General features: G+C 62.7%; 15 protein-coding genes. 7 read left to right on the forward strand and 8 right to left on the reverse strand.

Annotated elements, in window-relative coordinates; all coding sequences use genetic code 11:
- Positions 1–211: 211 nt before the first annotated feature.
- The 5 genes from L1073_RS13175 to L1073_RS13195 are packed head-to-tail and all read right to left on the reverse strand — an operon-like array spanning position 212 to position 4664.
- On the reverse strand, positions 212–940 hold the full coding sequence (locus tag L1073_RS13175; protein ID WP_246899961.1) for an HAD family hydrolase: 729 nt from the start codon (positions 938–940) through the stop codon (positions 212–214).
- A gap of 60 nt (positions 941–1000) precedes the next feature.
- A complete protein-coding gene (locus L1073_RS13180) occupies positions 1001–1858 on the reverse strand; it encodes a slipin family protein (protein WP_246899962.1) in 858 nt (285 codons plus the stop codon).
- 51 nt (positions 1859–1909) lie between these two features.
- Positions 1910–3316: an NfeD family protein gene (locus L1073_RS13185; protein ID WP_246899964.1), complete on the reverse strand. Its 1407-nt coding sequence runs from the start codon at positions 3314–3316 to the stop codon at positions 1910–1912.
- Complete coding sequence (locus L1073_RS13190) at positions 3300–3749, reverse strand: hypothetical protein (RefSeq protein ID WP_246899966.1); 450 nt, start codon at positions 3747–3749, stop codon at positions 3300–3302. The genes L1073_RS13185 and L1073_RS13190 overlap by 17 nt, the downstream gene beginning before the upstream one ends.
- Positions 3750–3794: 45 nt before the next feature.
- Positions 3795–4664 (reverse strand): LysR substrate-binding domain-containing protein, encoded by an 870-nt coding sequence (locus L1073_RS13195; RefSeq protein ID WP_246899967.1) that lies wholly within the window; start codon positions 4662–4664, stop codon positions 3795–3797.
- 156 nt (positions 4665–4820) lie between these two features.
- On the opposite strand from L1073_RS13195, the gene L1073_RS13200 reads away from it, so the two are divergent.
- The 3 genes from L1073_RS13200 to L1073_RS13210 all read left to right on the forward strand — a co-directional run bounded on the left by L1073_RS13200 (position 4821) and on the right by L1073_RS13210 (position 7761).
- Positions 4821–6047, forward strand: coding sequence for a TauD/TfdA family dioxygenase (locus L1073_RS13200; RefSeq protein WP_246899969.1), 1227 nt, complete (start codon positions 4821–4823; stop codon positions 6045–6047).
- Positions 6047–6991, forward strand: coding sequence for an ABC transporter substrate-binding protein (locus L1073_RS13205; protein WP_246899970.1), 945 nt, complete (start codon positions 6047–6049; stop codon positions 6989–6991). The genes L1073_RS13200 and L1073_RS13205 overlap by 1 nt, the downstream gene beginning before the upstream one ends.
- 89 nt (positions 6992–7080) lie before the next feature.
- The gene (locus L1073_RS13210; protein ID WP_246899972.1) at positions 7081–7761 is read left to right on the forward strand and encodes a TVP38/TMEM64 family protein; all 681 of its coding nucleotides are present in this window, start codon (positions 7081–7083) and stop codon (positions 7759–7761) included.
- Between the two features lie 18 nt (positions 7762–7779).
- Here the strand turns inward: L1073_RS13210 and L1073_RS13215 are convergent, their stop codons facing one another.
- Positions 7780–9087 (reverse strand): glycosyltransferase, encoded by a 1308-nt coding sequence (locus tag L1073_RS13215; protein WP_246899973.1) that lies wholly within the window; start codon positions 9085–9087, stop codon positions 7780–7782.
- 103 nt (positions 9088–9190) lie between these two features.
- Positions 9191–10108: a LysR substrate-binding domain-containing protein gene (locus L1073_RS13220; protein WP_246899974.1), complete on the reverse strand. Its 918-nt coding sequence runs from the start codon at positions 10106–10108 to the stop codon at positions 9191–9193.
- Positions 10109–10272: 164 nt separating this feature from the next.
- Between L1073_RS13220 and L1073_RS13225 the strand changes: the two genes are divergently transcribed.
- Genes L1073_RS13225 through L1073_RS13240 form a run of 4 tightly spaced genes read left to right on the forward strand, consistent with a single transcriptional unit; the run spans position 10273 to position 13643 of the window.
- Positions 10273–11154: an alpha/beta fold hydrolase gene (locus L1073_RS13225; RefSeq protein WP_246899976.1), complete on the forward strand. Its 882-nt coding sequence runs from the start codon at positions 10273–10275 to the stop codon at positions 11152–11154.
- Between the two features lie 7 nt (positions 11155–11161).
- Positions 11162–12241 carry a tartrate dehydrogenase gene (locus tag L1073_RS13230; protein ID WP_246899977.1) on the forward strand — a complete coding sequence of 360 codons (1080 nt, stop codon included), beginning with the start codon at positions 11162–11164 and terminating at the stop codon, positions 12239–12241.
- Positions 12242–12262: 21 nt separating this feature from the next.
- Positions 12263–13453, forward strand: coding sequence for an MFS transporter (locus L1073_RS13235; protein WP_246899979.1), 1191 nt, complete (start codon positions 12263–12265; stop codon positions 13451–13453).
- 4 nt (positions 13454–13457) lie between these two features.
- Positions 13458–13643, forward strand: a complete 186-nt coding sequence (locus L1073_RS13240) for a hypothetical protein (RefSeq protein WP_246899980.1) — start codon at positions 13458–13460, stop codon at positions 13641–13643.
- A 124-nt stretch (positions 13644–13767) separates the two neighbouring features.
- Here L1073_RS13240 and L1073_RS13245 read toward each other — a convergent pair whose 3' ends face one another.
- On the reverse strand, positions 13768–15402 hold the full coding sequence (locus L1073_RS13245; protein WP_246899981.1) for a methyl-accepting chemotaxis protein: 1635 nt from the start codon (positions 15400–15402) through the stop codon (positions 13768–13770).
- Positions 15403–15533 lie beyond the last annotated feature (131 nt).

Consider the following 15533-nt stretch of genomic DNA (forward strand, 5'->3'; position numbering starts at 1 on the left):
GGCCGTCATGGCATACGGCCCCACTCGTCAAACGCAACACGATCGCTGATACCGACACGTCTCCATCATGCACGATCATTCATGCAAGGAGGCGCCCCAAGGCGGCAGAAGACGGCGTCAGCCACGGTCCATGCGGTTTGACGAGTGGCGGGCGCGGCCTCTTAGCGTGCCGCTCGCCCCATGCGGGGCGCCCAGGAAGCGCGGGATTCTATCAATTCGATGCCGTACTTGCACCTTTCGTCGTAGACGGACGTGCCTCGCGCCAGTCGAACACCGGCCAGCCGCGTTGCTCGGCGATCCGCGCCAGGCGGGCATCGGGCTGCGTGGCGTGGGCATGATCGACACGCTCGAGCAGCGGTAAATCGTTGTGTGAGTCGCTATAGCCCCAGAGAACGTCGGGGCACGCAGCTAGCGCCTCGCGCTCGGCGAGCCAGGCATCCAACGCCGTCAGCTTGCCCGCTTGATAGGTGACGATGCCGGTCGGCTCGCCGGTGAAGCGCCCCTCGGCATCGAAAGCCGGGCGCGTGGCCAGCGCCTCGTCGGCGCCCACCGCGTCCGCGATGGGCGCGACCAGGTGATGCATCGATGCCGAAATGATCAAGGTAGTGTGACCCTGGTCGCGGTGCCACGCCAGGCGTTCCAGCGCACCGGGAATCAGGCGCGGGCGGATCCAGGCGTCGACGAAGGCCTCCACCTCATGACGCACCACCTCGTGCGAGCGCGCAACCAGTGGCGAGAGCACGAAGCGCAGATGCACCTGCATGTCCAGCGTGCCGGCTTGGTACGCCCGGTCGTGACGTGCCACTTGTTCCATAAAAGCCTCGCCGTCTTCCACCCACTGGCGGCGCACCAACCAGGCAATCCACAGCCCGGTACAGTCACCGTCAAGCAGGGTGTCGTCGAGATCGAAAATCGCCAGATGGCGGCTGTCAGGGGTCATGGCGCCAAGCTCCTGGGAAAACGAGGCGCCATTCTAACCGCTCGATATGACAAGCGTCTGTCACGCTTCGTTGTCTGGCGTCGCGGGGCCGGACGAGAAACGGCTCGACGGCGTATCCGACGCTTCTCCGTCCGAGGCGTCACTGCTCGTCGGCGCGGTACCCGCCTTGTTCATTTGATGCTTGAAGGCATCCATGATGTCCATCGGCAATGGGAAGACGATGGTCGAGGCGTTCTTGTTGCTCATGTCGCTGAGCGTCTGCAGATAGCGCAACTGCAGCGCCGCCGAATTGCTGGACATGACATCGGCGGCCTCGACCAGCTTATGCGAGGCCTGCAGCTCGCCCTCGGCATGGATCACCTTGGCACGCCGTTCGCGCTCGGCCTCGGCTTGCCGGGCGATGGCACGGATCATGCTCTCGTCGAGGTCGACATGCTTGATCTCGACATTGGCGACCTTGATGCCCCAGGCCTCGGTCTGGGTGTCGAGGATCTCCTGTATATCGTTGTTGAGACGATCGCGTTCGGAAAGCATCTCGTCGAGGTCGTGCTTACCGAGTACCGAACGCAAGGTGGTCTGTGCCAACTGGCTGGTGGCGATACCGAAATTCTCGACCTGGATGATGGCCTTCTCGGGGTCGACCACACGGAAATAGAGCACCGCGTTGACGCGCACAGTAACGTTATCCTGCGAGATGACGTCCTGTTCCGGCACGTCCAGGGTCACGGTGCGCAGATCGACGACCTGCATCTTCTGGATGGCTGGAATCAGCAACAACAACCCCGGTCCTTTCACCGCCTGAAACCGGCCCAGAAAGAACACCACGCCGCGCTTGTACTCCGGCAGGATGCGTATTGCCGCGAACAGCAACAGTACCACGAGGACAATCGGCACTAGATAGGCATAACTCGCATACATGGCGTGACTCCTTCTCGTTTTCACTTAGCGTTGGCGTGCCCCGCATAAGGACTAGGGGGTTGCCGTGATGGGCTCGACCACCAGCGTCAAGCCCTCGTTGGATACGATTCGCACCCGCTGACCGCGTGCCACGGGCGATGCACCGCGCGCCTGCCAGCGCTCGCCGTGTACCATGACCTTGCCCTGCCCCTGGAAGTCCGCCAGCACCGTGGCCTCCTGGCCGATCATTTCCTCCTGGCCACCCTGAGGGCGACGTTGGCGCATCCCCACGAAGCGCGTCACCACCCACAGCAAGAAGCCGGCAGCCACCAGCGCCACACCGCCTACCAGAGGCCATGCCAGTGCCTGATGCGTGTCGTCCATCAACATCACCGAGCCGGCGACGAACGCCGCCAGTCCACCGAATCCCAGCACCCCGACACTGGGCACGAACGCCTCGGCCACCACCAGCGCCATGCCCAGGAAAATCAGCACTAGCCCCGCATAGCCCACCGAGAGCATCTGGAAGGCGTACATGGCCAACACCAGGCTGATGGCGCCGATCACGCCGGGAAACAGCGTACCCGGGCTGAGCAGCTCGAAGATCAGCCCGTAGAAGCCGATGATCATCAGGAAATAGGCAACGTTGGGATTGGTGATGAACGCCAGCACTTGGGCGCGCCAATCCGGCGGCTGACGCTCGAGCGTCATGTCCTGCGTGGCAAGCGTGCGTTCGCCATCGGCCATGACCACGCGCCGTCCGTCGAGTTGCGTCAACAAGTCGTCGAGATCGCTCGCCACGACATCGGCGACATTGGCTTCCAGAGCCTCGCTGGCCGTGAGATTGGCCGCTTCACGCACCGCGCGTTCGGCCCACTCGGCGTTGCGTCCGTGGCGCTCGGCCAGCGAGCGAATCGTGGCCACGGCATCCTCGAGCACCTTGCGTTCCATCACCGAGGAAGACGCCTGAGTGTCATTGCCTCCTTCACCCGCTTCACCGTCGCCTTGGCTCTCTTCACGCGCTTGATCGTTATCGCCACCGACGCCGCCCAGTTGCACCGGCGTCGCCGAGCCGAGGTGCGTGGCCGGCGCCATGGCAGCGACATGACTGGCATAGAGCAGATAGGTACCCGCACTGGCGGCACGCGCCCCGGCGGGCGTCACATAGCTCACCACCGGCACCGACGAGGCCAGCATCGCGCGGATCATGTCGCGCATGGAGGCATCCAGACCGCCCGGTGTGTCGAGTTCGAGAATCACCAGCGAGGCACCGGCTTCGTCGGCACGCTCGAGACCGCGCTGAAAGTAATCGCTGGTAGCCGGGCCGATGCTGCCGTCGATGCTCAGGACCACGCCATGGGACGCGTCACCCGCGTCGGATTGCGCGCTCGCTAGCCACGACAGCCCCAGCCCCGCGAGGACCAAAAAGGCCCACATCAGGCAGCGGCGCATCGCGACGCCATCATTGCGGCGTTGCATCGCGGCTCTCCGAGGTCGTGGTTGAGGTCGAGGCACAGGGTGTAGGGCGCGTTGACCAGGTCGTGGCGCCATTGTCCCCGCGGCATACACGGCTACCTTGGGACGTTTCGGCGCGCGTTTCGACGTCCGGCGACGATGACACGCGAGGCTGCAATATGATCGACGGGTGAACGTCGATGCGATCGCGTCCTTCTCGCCATCCACGTTCACCCCATCCGCGCTCATCCCACCCATGCCCAGCGTGACGCTCACGATCGTGACGTCTGTCTTCATGCCCGGCCGGGTACGACTCGAGCGGCAGCAAGCGCCCGCTATCAGGGTCGTAGACCTTCACGCCCTCCGCGCTGGCCGTCGTGATTCCCCCCACCACCAGCAGCAAGGTAATGCCCATGGCGACAAGTATTGAATGACTCGCGTACCGATACCTCATCATGCGCGTCTCCTCGGGCTCGCTAGCCCCATTCATGGGCCACTCACGTCAGTCTAGTTCACGTGCATCGCGCAACCATTCCCATAATGCCTCGCATGCCGGACGCAGTACCCGCGCCTTGGGGCGCACCAACCAAAAGGCTTCGTCGGTGGGCATGCACAACTCAAAGGGCGCTACCAGATCGTTGCGCCCCTCGAAGAGGCGCCGGTGGGTCAGGGCGATGCCCGCCCCGCGTGCCGCCAACGCCAGCGTGGCGACCTGGGTATCGCAAATGAACGAAGCACAACGCGCTTCCAGCCCTTCGGACCCGGCCAGCGCCAACCAACTCGGCCAGCCCAGCGCAAAACCGGCGGCGTGCAACAGGGTGTGCCCGGCCACGTCTTCGGGCGTTTGCAACTCACGAGCCAACTCCGGCGAACACACCGGTAGCATGACCTCCTCATTGAGCAGCACCGATTCCATGTCGGGCCAATCCCCCTGGCCGTAACGGATCTCCATGTCCACGCCCTCGGCGCCGAAGTCACCGGGCCATACGGCACTCACCAAGCGCACCGTGACATCGCGATGCCGATGATGGAAATGCGTCAACTCGGTGGCCAGCCAACCATTCTGTACGGCGGGAGTCGCACGCAGTGTGACCGGGGCGTCGGGATGTGGCCCAAAAACTTCGGCGGTGCCTTCGGCGATGCGTGTGAAGGCTTCCTGAATGCTCGGCAGCCAGGCCTGGCCGGCCGGCGTCAGCGACAGGCTGCGTGGATGCCGCACGAACAGCGCCTGGCCGAGACGGTCCTCGAGCAGGCGAATCCGCTGGCTGATGGCCGATTGCGTCACGCCCAGCTCGCGACCGGCCTGGGTAAAACTCAGCGTGCGTGCGGCAGCCTCGAAGGCTTGCATCCACAGAATCGGCGGCAGGGACATGGTGAACTCGAGGGTGATGAATGTCCGACCATGATCTTCAATAAGTCACTCATTAGCAAAGCTTACCCTTAGCCCCGAGATTCATCGTTTGTCGAATGTCGCCGTGAAGCGACATGCTAGAAGCCGATTCGCACGACCCAACATCAGGAGGCCGACATGCAGTCCCAGCGCCAATCCCCCGCCGTCGACATGAGTGAACTCTCCCCCTATGCGCAAGGCCCCGCGCTACGTGCCTGCGATGCTGGCGACAAGGTGTTGGAGGTGACCTGGGAAAACGCCGATAGCGCACGTTTCAGCTATCGCTGGTTGCGCGATCACTGCGCCTGTGCCGAGTGCCGCCATCCGATTACGCGTGAACGCCTCTACATGCCGCTCGAGGACGACGCCTTCCTCGATGCGCGCCCCGAAGCCACCCTCGAGGACGGCGTGCTGGCGCTGCGCTGGACCGACGGTCACCAGTCGCGCTTCGACACCGGCTGGCTGCATCAGCGTCGTCCCGAGGCGCGTGCCGACGACGGCGTTCCACGCCCCGAAGCCTGGCGCGAAGACTTCGCCCCCGTCCATGTGTCGCATGCTGACATGATGGCCGGCAGCGACGGCCGCCGCGAATGGCTGACCGCCCTGCTGCGCGACGGCCTGGTGCTGCTCGACGACGGCCCGCGCGAACTCGAGGAAGTCGTGCGTATCACCGAAATGTTCGGGCCGATGCGCGCCACCAACTTCGGCGCCCGTTTCGATGTTCAGTCCAAGCCCAACCCCAACAACGCCGCGTATACCGCCATCGGTCTCGAACTGCATACCGACCTGCCCAACTGGCGCCATCCGCCGGACATTCAACTGCTGTATTGCCTGGAAAACGAAGCCGAAGGCGGCGCATCCCTGTTCGCCGATGGTTTCGCCGTGGCCGAAGCCATGCGCCACGAAGTCCCGGAAGCCTTCCTGCGTCTGCGCGATACGCCCATCGATTTCCGCTTTCAGGACGAGGACAGCGATATCGCGGTACGCGCCCCGGTCATCGACGTCGACGCCACGGGCCGCATCCGCGAGGTGCGCTTCAACAACTGGATTCGCGACACCCTGCGCCTGCCGCCGGAAGAAGCCGACGCCTGGTACGAAGCGTATCTGATCTTCTGGCAACGTCTGCGCGAACCGCGTTTCCGCGTCGACTTCGCGCTCGAATCCGGACAGATGGTGGCCTTCGACAACCGTCGCGTGCTGCACGGTCGTGGCGCCTTCGATCCCAATACCGGCCGCCGTCACCTACAAGGCACCTACCTGGATATCGACCACCTCGAATCGCATCTACGCGTGTTGGCGCGCCACGCCTCTACCGCCGCGCCCGCTACTCCGACAACATCCACCAATGAAACGGGAGTTTCCTAATGTCTCATTCGCTTCGCCCCATACTCGTCGGACTACCGCTAGCCGCCGGTATCGGCCTGGCACTGCCGGCTCAGGCAGCCGACACGGTGCGCTTCGGCGTGCCGTCGTGGCCCGGGATTACCGTCAAGACCGAGATCGCCAGCCAGCTATTGGCACCCCTCGGCTATCAGGCACAAACCGATGACATCGGCCTGCAGGTCATCTACCAGGGCATGGAAAACGGCGATGTAGACGTCTTCCTGGGCGGCTGGCTACCGGCGCAAGAGCCGATGCTCACCCCCATGGAAGACCAAGGAAGCGTGACGCGTATCGCCAATAACGTCGATGGTGCGCAAATGACGCTGGCGGTGCCCGAGTATGTCTACGAACAAGGCGTGACCTCGTTCGCCGACCTCGACGCGCATCGTGATATGTTCGAAGGAGAGATTTACAGCTTCGGCGCCGGTTCCGCCGCCAGCGAGATCCTCAACAAGGCGATCGACAACGACACCTGGGGACTCGGCGACTGGCAGCTAGTGGATACCAGTACCGTGGGCATGCTCAGCGCAGCGCGCGATGCCATTTCCCGCGAGGAACCCATCGTCTGGGTCGGCTGGACACCGCACTGGATGAACCTCGAGCTGCCGATGCGCTACCTGGAGGACAGCAAGAACCTGTTCGGCGAGGGCAACGGCGCCAGTCAGGTGCTCACCCTGATGAGCTCGGAATACGCCGACGACAACCCCAACCTGACGGCGTTCTTCGAGAATTTCAGCTTCACCGCCGAGCAGCAGAGCTGGATGATCAAGGCCTTCGGTCTTGACGAGAAAGAGCTCGACACCGTAGCCACGACCTGGATCGAGGAGCATCCGGATCGCGTCGAGGAAATGCTCGACGGTGTGACCACCACCGATGGCGACGCAGCCTGGCCGGTAGTGAAAGAAGCTCTCTCACTGGAAGACTGACCCGCGTTCGACACGGCACGCAAGGTGCCGTGTTTCCCCCGTGCGGGCTCTCACGTATGCTTGGCGCAGTTCACGCTTAGAGGGCCCGCATGTCTCGTTCTCTCGGAATTCTGTTCGTCTTGCTGGGAGTCATGCTCGGCTGTGGCCTGCTCTGGCAATGGCTCGCCATGCACGACATCCTGACCCCGCAAGCGCTGCTCAATCTGCTGCAAAATGCCGCGTCATGGCGCGACGCCCCCTGGGCGCCACTGGCCGTGATGGGTGTGTATGCCCTCACGTCCCTGGTCGTCTTTCCATTGAGCGTGCTGGTCGCCGCCACCGGCCTGATCTTCGGGCCCGGCTGGGGATTCGTCTACGCCATGCTAGGGACGCTGTCGGCATCGATCGCCACCTACTGGGTGGGGCGGGCCCTGGGACGCGACGCCCTGTTGCGCCACGGCGGCAAGAAGCTCAACGGCCTCGCGCGCCTGCTCGCGGGACGCGGCATACGCACCATGGTGCTGTTCAACCTGCTGCCGCTGGCGCCCTTCACCCTGACCAATATGCTGGCCGGCGCCTGCCATTTACGCTTTCGCGATTATATGCTCGGCTCCATCCTGGGAATCGCCCCGGGGCTGCTGGGCATCACCCTGCTGGGCAGCCAACTGGGGTCGCTGGTCACCGCAGAAAGCCGCGAGGGATTGCTGATCGCCGCCGGCGGCATCATCGTCGCGATTGGTATCTTGTGGGGGCTCAAGCGTTATGCCGAGCGGCGTAGCAAGCGCGGGTAACGCTCACCCCGTGAGCGCTCACTTACTAGGGACTTCTTCCGTGGGCTGTATGCCATCGCTTTGTGGCAAGGTTTGAAACACCGAGCGCAAGACTCGACCGCGATGCCGCAGCAAACGCCACTCGCCCTCGAGACGCCCGCGCACCTTCTCCCAGGCACCATCGTCACGCTCCGCCGCGCTCGCCTCGGCCTCGAGTACCTGACGATAGATACCCAAGCAGGACTCGGCACAACGTCGCTCATCGAGCTTATGTGCGCTGTCTAACGCCCCCTGACGCAACCTGGCACGCAACGTCGGTTCTTGAAGCGTTTCCAGCGCTTTCGCGAACGTCTCGACATCGTCGCCCGGCAGCATGATGCCGTTCAAGCCATCGCTCAGGACTTCGCGCACGCCACTAGCGTCAACCGCCACCACCGGCAGGCCCGTCGCCATGGCTTCGGCGATGACCATGCCCTGGGTTTCGCTGTGAGAGGCGAAGGCAAAGGCATCCATCGCATGGTAGGCATCGATCAATGCCTGGTCGTGCAGCTTGCCGGTGTAATGGAAACGGTCCGCCACGCCCTCGCGGGCGGCATGGTCGTGCATCACCGTGCGTGCCTCGCCCTCGCCGACGATCAAGGCTCGAGCCTGGGGATGACGCGCCAGGAAACGCGACAACGCCGCAGCCAGAAAGCCGAGGTTCTTTTCCATGGCCAGACGTCCCACGTGGCCCACTACCATGGCATCCTCGGGGATGCCAAAACGCTGACGCCAGCGCGATCCATCGCCCTGCCCAAAGGCGCGCGTATCCACACCGCTGGGAATCACGCGCACCTTATCGGGCACTACGCTCCGCTGGGCCAATAACTCGGCGATGCTCTCGCTGGGGGCGATCACCGCATCGCACAAGCGCGTGTATTCGCTGGACAGGGCAATGGCGAAACGCTGCATGCGCGGCGAGTCACCCGGCACGTAATGGGTGTAATGCTCGTAAAGCGTGTGATGGGTAAAGATCAGCGGCAGGCCATAGGTTTGCGCCACGCGCGCTGCGGTGTCGCCCAGCAGGAAGGGATGGTGGGCATGCACCAGGTCGGGTTCGAACTCCTCGAGGGCCTCGTAAAGCTGGCCGGGCACCGGCACGGGAATAGAAAAGTCACTGCCGTTGAAACGCTGCATGGCCACCACGCGCACCACATCGCGCTCGAAACGCGGCTGACCGTCCAGCTTGGGCGCCACGACCAATACGCTGTGGCCTTCACGTTGCAGACACCGCTTGAGACGCTGAACGGATTCACTCACCCCACCCACGATCGGACAGTAGGTATTGGTGAACATCAGGATATTCAATCCCTCGACTCCCTATGACCTCGAAAGCGCGACGCGGACCTGGCCCGCCGCAAGGCGGCACATCATAGCAGATAGCATGGCACCAAAGGCCAGAGATGGGACATTAACCTGATGCGCCGGGCAATTCGGGGACGCGTCCCCGCATGCCATCCTGCAGATGTTCGACAAAGGCTCTCAAGCGCGCACCGGCATGACGGCGCGGCTCATGCACGGCATAGAAATCCGCGCGTAAGCCCTGCCATTCCGGCAACAGGGGCACGAGTTCACCTTGCGACAAGGCAGCGTGCACATCCCACCACGAACGCAGCAGAACCCCCGCCCCTTCCCGCGCCAGGCAGGTGACCACCTCGCCATCATTGCTGGCCAGGTGGCCACCGACTCGTACCGAGCGCACCTCACCCTGGCGTTCGAAGCGCCACAGCGCAAAGTCACTGTCGTTTTCGCGTATGACCAGGCAGGTATGCCGCGCCAGGTCTTCCGGCCTTTGTAAGGGGGGCGCTCGCCGCAAGTAGTCAGGCGAGGCGCAGAGGATACGGCGGTTAGCGAGGACCGGATGCGCCACCAGATGCGCATCGGGCGGCTCGCCGACGCGAATACCGAGATCGAAGCCATGATCGGCGAGGCTCAAGGGGAAATTGGTCAACTCCAGCCAGATATCCACACCCGGATGAAGCGCGGTAAAGGTCGCGATCAACGGCGCCACATGCCGCCGACCGAAGCCGAAGGTGGCATTGATGCACAGACGTCCGGACAGATCGCCGCGCCGGTCACGCAGCTCGCTTTCTAGCTCGCCAAGGTCGGAGAGAATCGTCGCCCCACGCGCCAGATAACGCTCCCCTTCAGCGGTCAGGGTCAATCGCCGCGTGGTGCGTGTGGCAAGCGACACATCGAGTCGCGCTTCCAACTGCATAAGACGCTTGCTCACCGCCGACAGCGACAGACCAAGTTCACGCGAGGCACCGGTCAAGCTCCCAGAACGCGCCACCTGCTGAAAGAAGGCCAGATCGTCGAGTGGCGTCACGTTATTCTCCACTTTCATTCAATAATGGCTTGCATTATAGCCTGATTATCATCGCGCTGCCGCGCGCTAGACTCAAGGGACGCACCAAAGATGGATGTCGTATCTTCGACCCTGTAGGCCACGAGAGGCCAAAGTTGACGAGAGGTCAACAGGAGCACAACAACATGTTCGACTCGTTTCGTTCCTTCGACATCGATGTGGATGACGATGTCACCATTCACGGCGTGATCGGTGGTAGAGGGCCACCTCTTTTGCTGCTTCACGGCCACCCACAGACACACGTCATTTGGCATCGGCTGGCGCCGCGCCTGGCCGATCACTTCACCGTCGTCGCTACCGATCTGCGCGGCTACGGCGACTCCAGCAAGCCTTACGGCGATGACGAGCATGTCGCCTACAGCAAGCGAACGATGAGCTTGGATCAGGTCCGCGTCATGCAAACGTTCGGCATCGAGTCCTTCTTTATCTGTGGACATGACCGAGGTGGGCGCGTCGCGCATCGGCTTGCGCTCGATTACCCCGACCGCGTGCGCAAGCTAATGACGCTGGACATTGCCCCAACGTTGGCGATGTATGAACAGACCGACCTCGCCTTCGCCACCGCCTACTGGCACTGGTTCTTTCTGATTCAGCCGTCACCGCTACCGGAGTCCTGGATCGAAGCGGCACCTAAGGATTACGTCACTCGCATCATGGGCAGACGTCACGCCGGACTCGCACAATTCGACCCGCGCGCGATCGCAGAATATCAGCGCTGCCTGGCGCTACCCGGCGCCGCGCACGGGCTCTGCGAGGACTACCGCGCCTCGCGCACCATCGATCTCGAACATGATCGCGCTGACCGCGATACCGGTCGCCACTTGAGTGTTCCGCTGAAGGTGCTATGGGGTGAATTCGGGACTATCGAACGCTGTTTCGATGCCCTCGCCGAGTGGCATGCCGTTTCTAATAATAGTGTCGTGGGCAGTGCTCTTAACTGCGGACACTATCTCCCCGAGGAAGCGCCGGATGCGGTCTTCCAACAGCTCATCGACTTCATGAGGTAAGTCATTCATGGCTCAAAATAAAGTTCACAACATCGCCGTCATTTCCGGCGACGGCATCGGCACCGAAGTCACGCCGGAAGGCGTCCGCGCGCTGCAAGCCGCGGCGCAGCGCTTCGACATCGACCTCACCTTCGAAGACTTCGACTTCGCTAGCTGCGACTATTATCTCACCCACGGCCAGATGCTGCCGGACGATTGGAAAACCACGCTGTCCCGCTTCGACGCCATCTTCTTCGGCGCCGTGGGCTGGCCCGAAAAGGTGCCCGATCACATCTCGCTATGGGGCTCGCTGCTACAGTTTCGGCGTGAGTTCGATCAGTACATCAACCTGCGCCCCTGCAAGCTGATGCCCGGTATCAAGAGTCCGCTGGCCGACCGCCAGCCCGGCGACATCGACTTCTATGTGGTGCGCGAGAATACCGAGGGCGAGTACTCGAGCATCGGCGGCAAGATCTTCGAGGGCACCGAACGCGAAACGGTGATGCAGGAAACCGTGATGACCCGCACCGGCGTCGACCGCGTGCTCAAGTACGCCTTCGAGCTGGCCAAAAAGCGCCCGCGCGGTAAGCTCACCTCAGCCACCAAGTCCAACGGTATCTCGATCACCATGCCCTACTGGGACGAACGCGTAAAAGCCATGCACGCGTCCTACCCGGAGATCGACGTGGATCAGTTCCACATCGACATCCTCACCGCCAATTTCGTGCTCCACCCCGACTGGTTCGACGTGGTCGTTGCCAGCAACCTGTTCGGCGACATCCTCTCCGATCTGGGCCCGGCGTGCACCGGCACCATCGGCGTCGCGCCTTCGGCCAATATCAACCCGGAAGGGACCTTCCCCAGCCTCTTCGAACCCGTCCACGGCAGCGCACCGGATATCGCCGGCCAAGGCATCGCCAACCCCATCGGACAGATCTGGTGCGGCGCCATGATGCTCGATCATCTGGGACACGAAGATGCCGGCAAGGCCATGCTCGACGCCATCGAGTCGGTACTCGCCGAGGCCGACCCCAGCGTGCTGACGCCCGACCTCAAGGGGCAAGGCACGACGCAGGATCTGGCCCAGGCCATTATCGAGGCGATCTAAAATCAGCCACCATCCAAAACAATGCTCAATACGAAATTAGCGAAAACGCCACTCGCGGTGATCGTGATCTCCCAGCTGTTCGGGACTTCATTGTGGTTCAGCGTCAATGGGGTAGGCCCCGCACTGGTCAACGCCGTTGACCTCAGCGATACCGATCTGGGGCTACTGACCATGGCGGTACAGGCCGGATTCGTCGCCGGGACGCTGCTGATCGCCATCACCGGTCTGGCGGATCGTGTCCGCGCCAGCCGACTGTTCGCCATAGCTGCGATTGCCGGCGCCGCCATCAATGCCGGGTTCATTCTCGTGGCAGGCGACCCATACGCCGGAGCACTGGCGCGCTTTCTCACCGGCCTTTGCCTGGCCGGTATTTATCCGCTGGGCATGAAGTTAGTGGTCAGCTGGACGCCGCGCTATGCAGGCGCGGCCTTGGGCTGGCTGGTGGGCATGCTGACCCTGGGCACCGCCCTGCCGCACCTGCTGCGCGGTGCAACCTTCAACCTGCCCTGGCAATGGCCGCTGCTGCTGGCTTCAGGCTTGGCCCTTATAGCCGCCTTGCTTATCTATACTCTGGGCGATGGCCCGCAGTTGCCGGGACCAACCAATTCGAGCCGCCCCTGGGCGGGCCTGGCAGCATTTCGCCACATTAACTTTCGCGCTTCGACCTTTGCCTACTTCGGCCACTGCTGGGAGCTATATGCCTTCTGGACGCTGACACCCTTTATGGTCAGCCGAGAGATCGCGCGACTGGGCGTGCATGCCGCTTGGCTACCCTGGCTGGCCTTTTTCGTTATCGCCTTGGGGTTGCCCGGTTGTGTGTTGGGCGGTCGTATCAGCCGTCGGTTCGGCAGTTTCAACGTGGCGCGCGTCGCGCTGGCGATCTCCGGCACCCTGTGCCTGTTCTATCCGCTACTCGGCGACGCCTCGCCGATCATCCTGCTGGCACTGCTGGCGCTATGGGGCATGGCAGTGATCGCCGACTCGCCCCAGTTTTCCGCCCTGGCCTCGGCCACCGCACCGCGGGAACGGCTGGGCGCGGCGCTGGCCGTCATGAACGCCATCGGGTTCGCCGTAACGATTCCAGCGATTGCCCTCACGACCCACTTCTGGGCGCAACAGCAACTGCATGTCATCTGGTGGTTATTGCCCGGGCCGGTATTGGGCCTGCTGGCCCTGCACCGCATGAATCGACATACGTTGCGAGAAATATAACGCGATGGGTCGCACAGACCCGGCGCGTCGCCTAAGCTGGCTGGCGCGCCAGTTGCAGGAAATGGTCACCCATCATCTCGACGAGGAAGAGCAGGAAGTCTTCCAGTTGGCCGGACGCGTCTTCGACGATGCGGCCAAGCAGTCACTGGCCAAGACCTACCAGGAGGAGATGCAGCGCCTGGCGTCTTGAAGCGAGAGACCGAAGCAGGCAACCGAAAGCCAAGCCATAACACCAACGCCCGGCGAGACGTTCTCGCCGGGCGTTGGTGTCTTTCGCCATTGCAGGTCACAAGGCGAACCTTACAGGATCGGTATCAGCGGTCCGATGCCACTTGAAAGCGCACCACGGCCTGATAAAGATCGCCAGCTTGCGTTTCGAGCGACCCGGCAGCACCAGCGGCCTGCTGCACCAGGGCCGCGTTCTGCTGCGTGACCTGATCCATCTGCGTCACGGCCTGGTTGACCTGTTCGATTCCCGAGGACTGCTCTTGTGAAGCAGCGGAGATTTCAGCCATCAAGTCGCTGACACGCTGGGCACCCTCGCGGATCTCACCCATCGCGCTATCGGCCTGATCGACGAGTTCGGCACCGGCGTTGACGTGGCTCACCGAGCCTTCGATCAGTGACTTGATGTCGCGCGCTGCGTCTGCACTGCGACTGGCCAGATTGCGCACTTCGCTGGCGACCACCGCAAAGCCACGCCCCTGCTCACCGGCACGCGCCGCTTCCACCGACGCGTTGAGCGCCAGCAGATTGGTCTGGAAGGCGATGTCATCGATCATCGAGATGATATCGGCCACCTTGCGGGAGCTGCTGCGGATCTCGCCCATGGTACTCACGACCTGGGAAATCACCTCCTGGCCATGCGCCACCGACGCCGTCGTGGCATCCGAGACTTTATTGGCCTGATCGGCGTTTTCCGCATTCTGCCGCACGGTGGCCGTCAACTCTTCCATGCTCGACGCGGTCTGTGCCAGCGACGCCGCCTGCTCCTCAGTCCTCGATGAAAGATCGTTGTTGCCCGAGGCGATCTCTCGCGAGCCCTGGTCGATGGCTTCCCCGGATTCCCGAATACGCGCAATCGTCTTGCTCAGTTCGAGACGCATGCGTTCGATGGCATACATCAGGCTCTGAGTATCGCCCTCGCGCAACTCGGTGGGCGTGGTCAGATTGCCCTCGGCGATACGCCCCACGACGCGGGCGGCTTCATCCGGCTCGCCCCCAAGGCTGCGATACACATTGCGAATGACCAGCAGGACAGCCGCCGTCAGGAGCCCCCCCGCCACCAACAAGACCAGCGCGTACTGCCACAGCTTGTCGATGAACGCGGCCTGGATATCATCGGTATAGACACCCGCCGCCATGTTCCAGCCCCAGGACTCGAAGCGCTCGACGTAGCTAAGCTTGGGAAAGAGCGCATCGCTGTTGGCATCGCGCGAGGAATACGGCAGATAGCCGCCGCCCTCTTCACCGAGCGAGGCCAGATCGCGATACACCGCTACGCCGTTGGGATCCTCGTAGTCCGCCATGCTCGTGCCCGCGTCACGACGCGGGTGATAGACGAGATCCGCATCGCCATCGAAAACGAACACATAATTGTCACGGTCGGCACCGAAGCGCATCGCGTCGAGATCATCGGTAGCCCGCGCCTTGGCCTCTTCTTCACTCAACTCGCCCGCTGCAACCCGTTCTGCATAACCATCCAGCAGGGTATGCACCATGCCGACGGTGTTGGAAAGCGCCGCCTGGCGCTCATCGAACATCACGTTCCGGCTCTGCCACGCCATACTGACCACGATAGCGATCATCACCACCCACATCAGCACCAACGTCAGCCACAACTTGCGCTTGAGCGTCCACTGCGTACGTGTTGTCTGCGCATGAGCACCCTGCGATACCACTGGCGCTGTCGGTTCGCCCGCGTGAGCGACCGCATTCGAATTAGCCATTAACCCCCCTTGACCATTATTGCGTCTTCTCAATCGATGACAGAAAGGTTATCGGCCGGATGAAGTGATTCTTGATGACTACAGATAGAAGTGAGCGCTCACCTCTCACTCACCGCTTGCCAGGCGCCTCT

This window comes from Chromohalobacter nigrandesensis (assembly GCF_023061285.1).
Classification (GTDB): Bacteria; Pseudomonadota; Gammaproteobacteria; order Pseudomonadales; family Halomonadaceae; genus Chromohalobacter; species Chromohalobacter nigrandesensis.

Coding starts and splice junctions, on each gene's coding strand:
- L1073_RS13205 (WP_246899970.1), top strand. CDS start 6,047: ATGTCTCATTCGCTTCGCCCCATACTCGTCGGACTACCGCTAGCCGCC.
- L1073_RS13210 (WP_246899972.1), top strand. CDS start 7,081: ATGTCTCGTTCTCTCGGAATTCTGTTCGTCTTGCTGGGAGTCATGCTC.
- L1073_RS13235 (WP_246899979.1), top strand. CDS start 12,263: ATGCTCAATACGAAATTAGCGAAAACGCCACTCGCGGTGATCGTGATC.
- L1073_RS13175 (WP_246899961.1), bottom strand. CDS start 940: ATGACCCCTGACAGCCGCCATCTGGCGATTTTCGATCTCGACGACACC.
- L1073_RS13185 (WP_246899964.1), bottom strand. CDS start 3,316: ATGCAACGCCGCAATGATGGCGTCGCGATGCGCCGCTGCCTGATGTGG.
- L1073_RS13245 (WP_246899981.1), bottom strand. CDS start 15,402: ATGGCTAATTCGAATGCGGTCGCTCACGCGGGCGAACCGACAGCGCCA.
- L1073_RS13195 (WP_246899967.1), bottom strand. CDS start 4,664: ATGTCCCTGCCGCCGATTCTGTGGATGCAAGCCTTCGAGGCTGCCGCA.
- L1073_RS13230 (WP_246899977.1), top strand. CDS start 11,162: ATGGCTCAAAATAAAGTTCACAACATCGCCGTCATTTCCGGCGACGGC.
- L1073_RS13200 (WP_246899969.1), top strand. CDS start 4,821: ATGCAGTCCCAGCGCCAATCCCCCGCCGTCGACATGAGTGAACTCTCC.
- L1073_RS13180 (WP_246899962.1), bottom strand. CDS start 1,858: ATGTATGCGAGTTATGCCTATCTAGTGCCGATTGTCCTCGTGGTACTG.
- L1073_RS13190 (WP_246899966.1), bottom strand. CDS start 3,749: ATGATGAGGTATCGGTACGCGAGTCATTCAATACTTGTCGCCATGGGC.
- L1073_RS13240 (WP_246899980.1), top strand. CDS start 13,458: ATGGGTCGCACAGACCCGGCGCGTCGCCTAAGCTGGCTGGCGCGCCAG.
- L1073_RS13225 (WP_246899976.1), top strand. CDS start 10,273: ATGTTCGACTCGTTTCGTTCCTTCGACATCGATGTGGATGACGATGTC.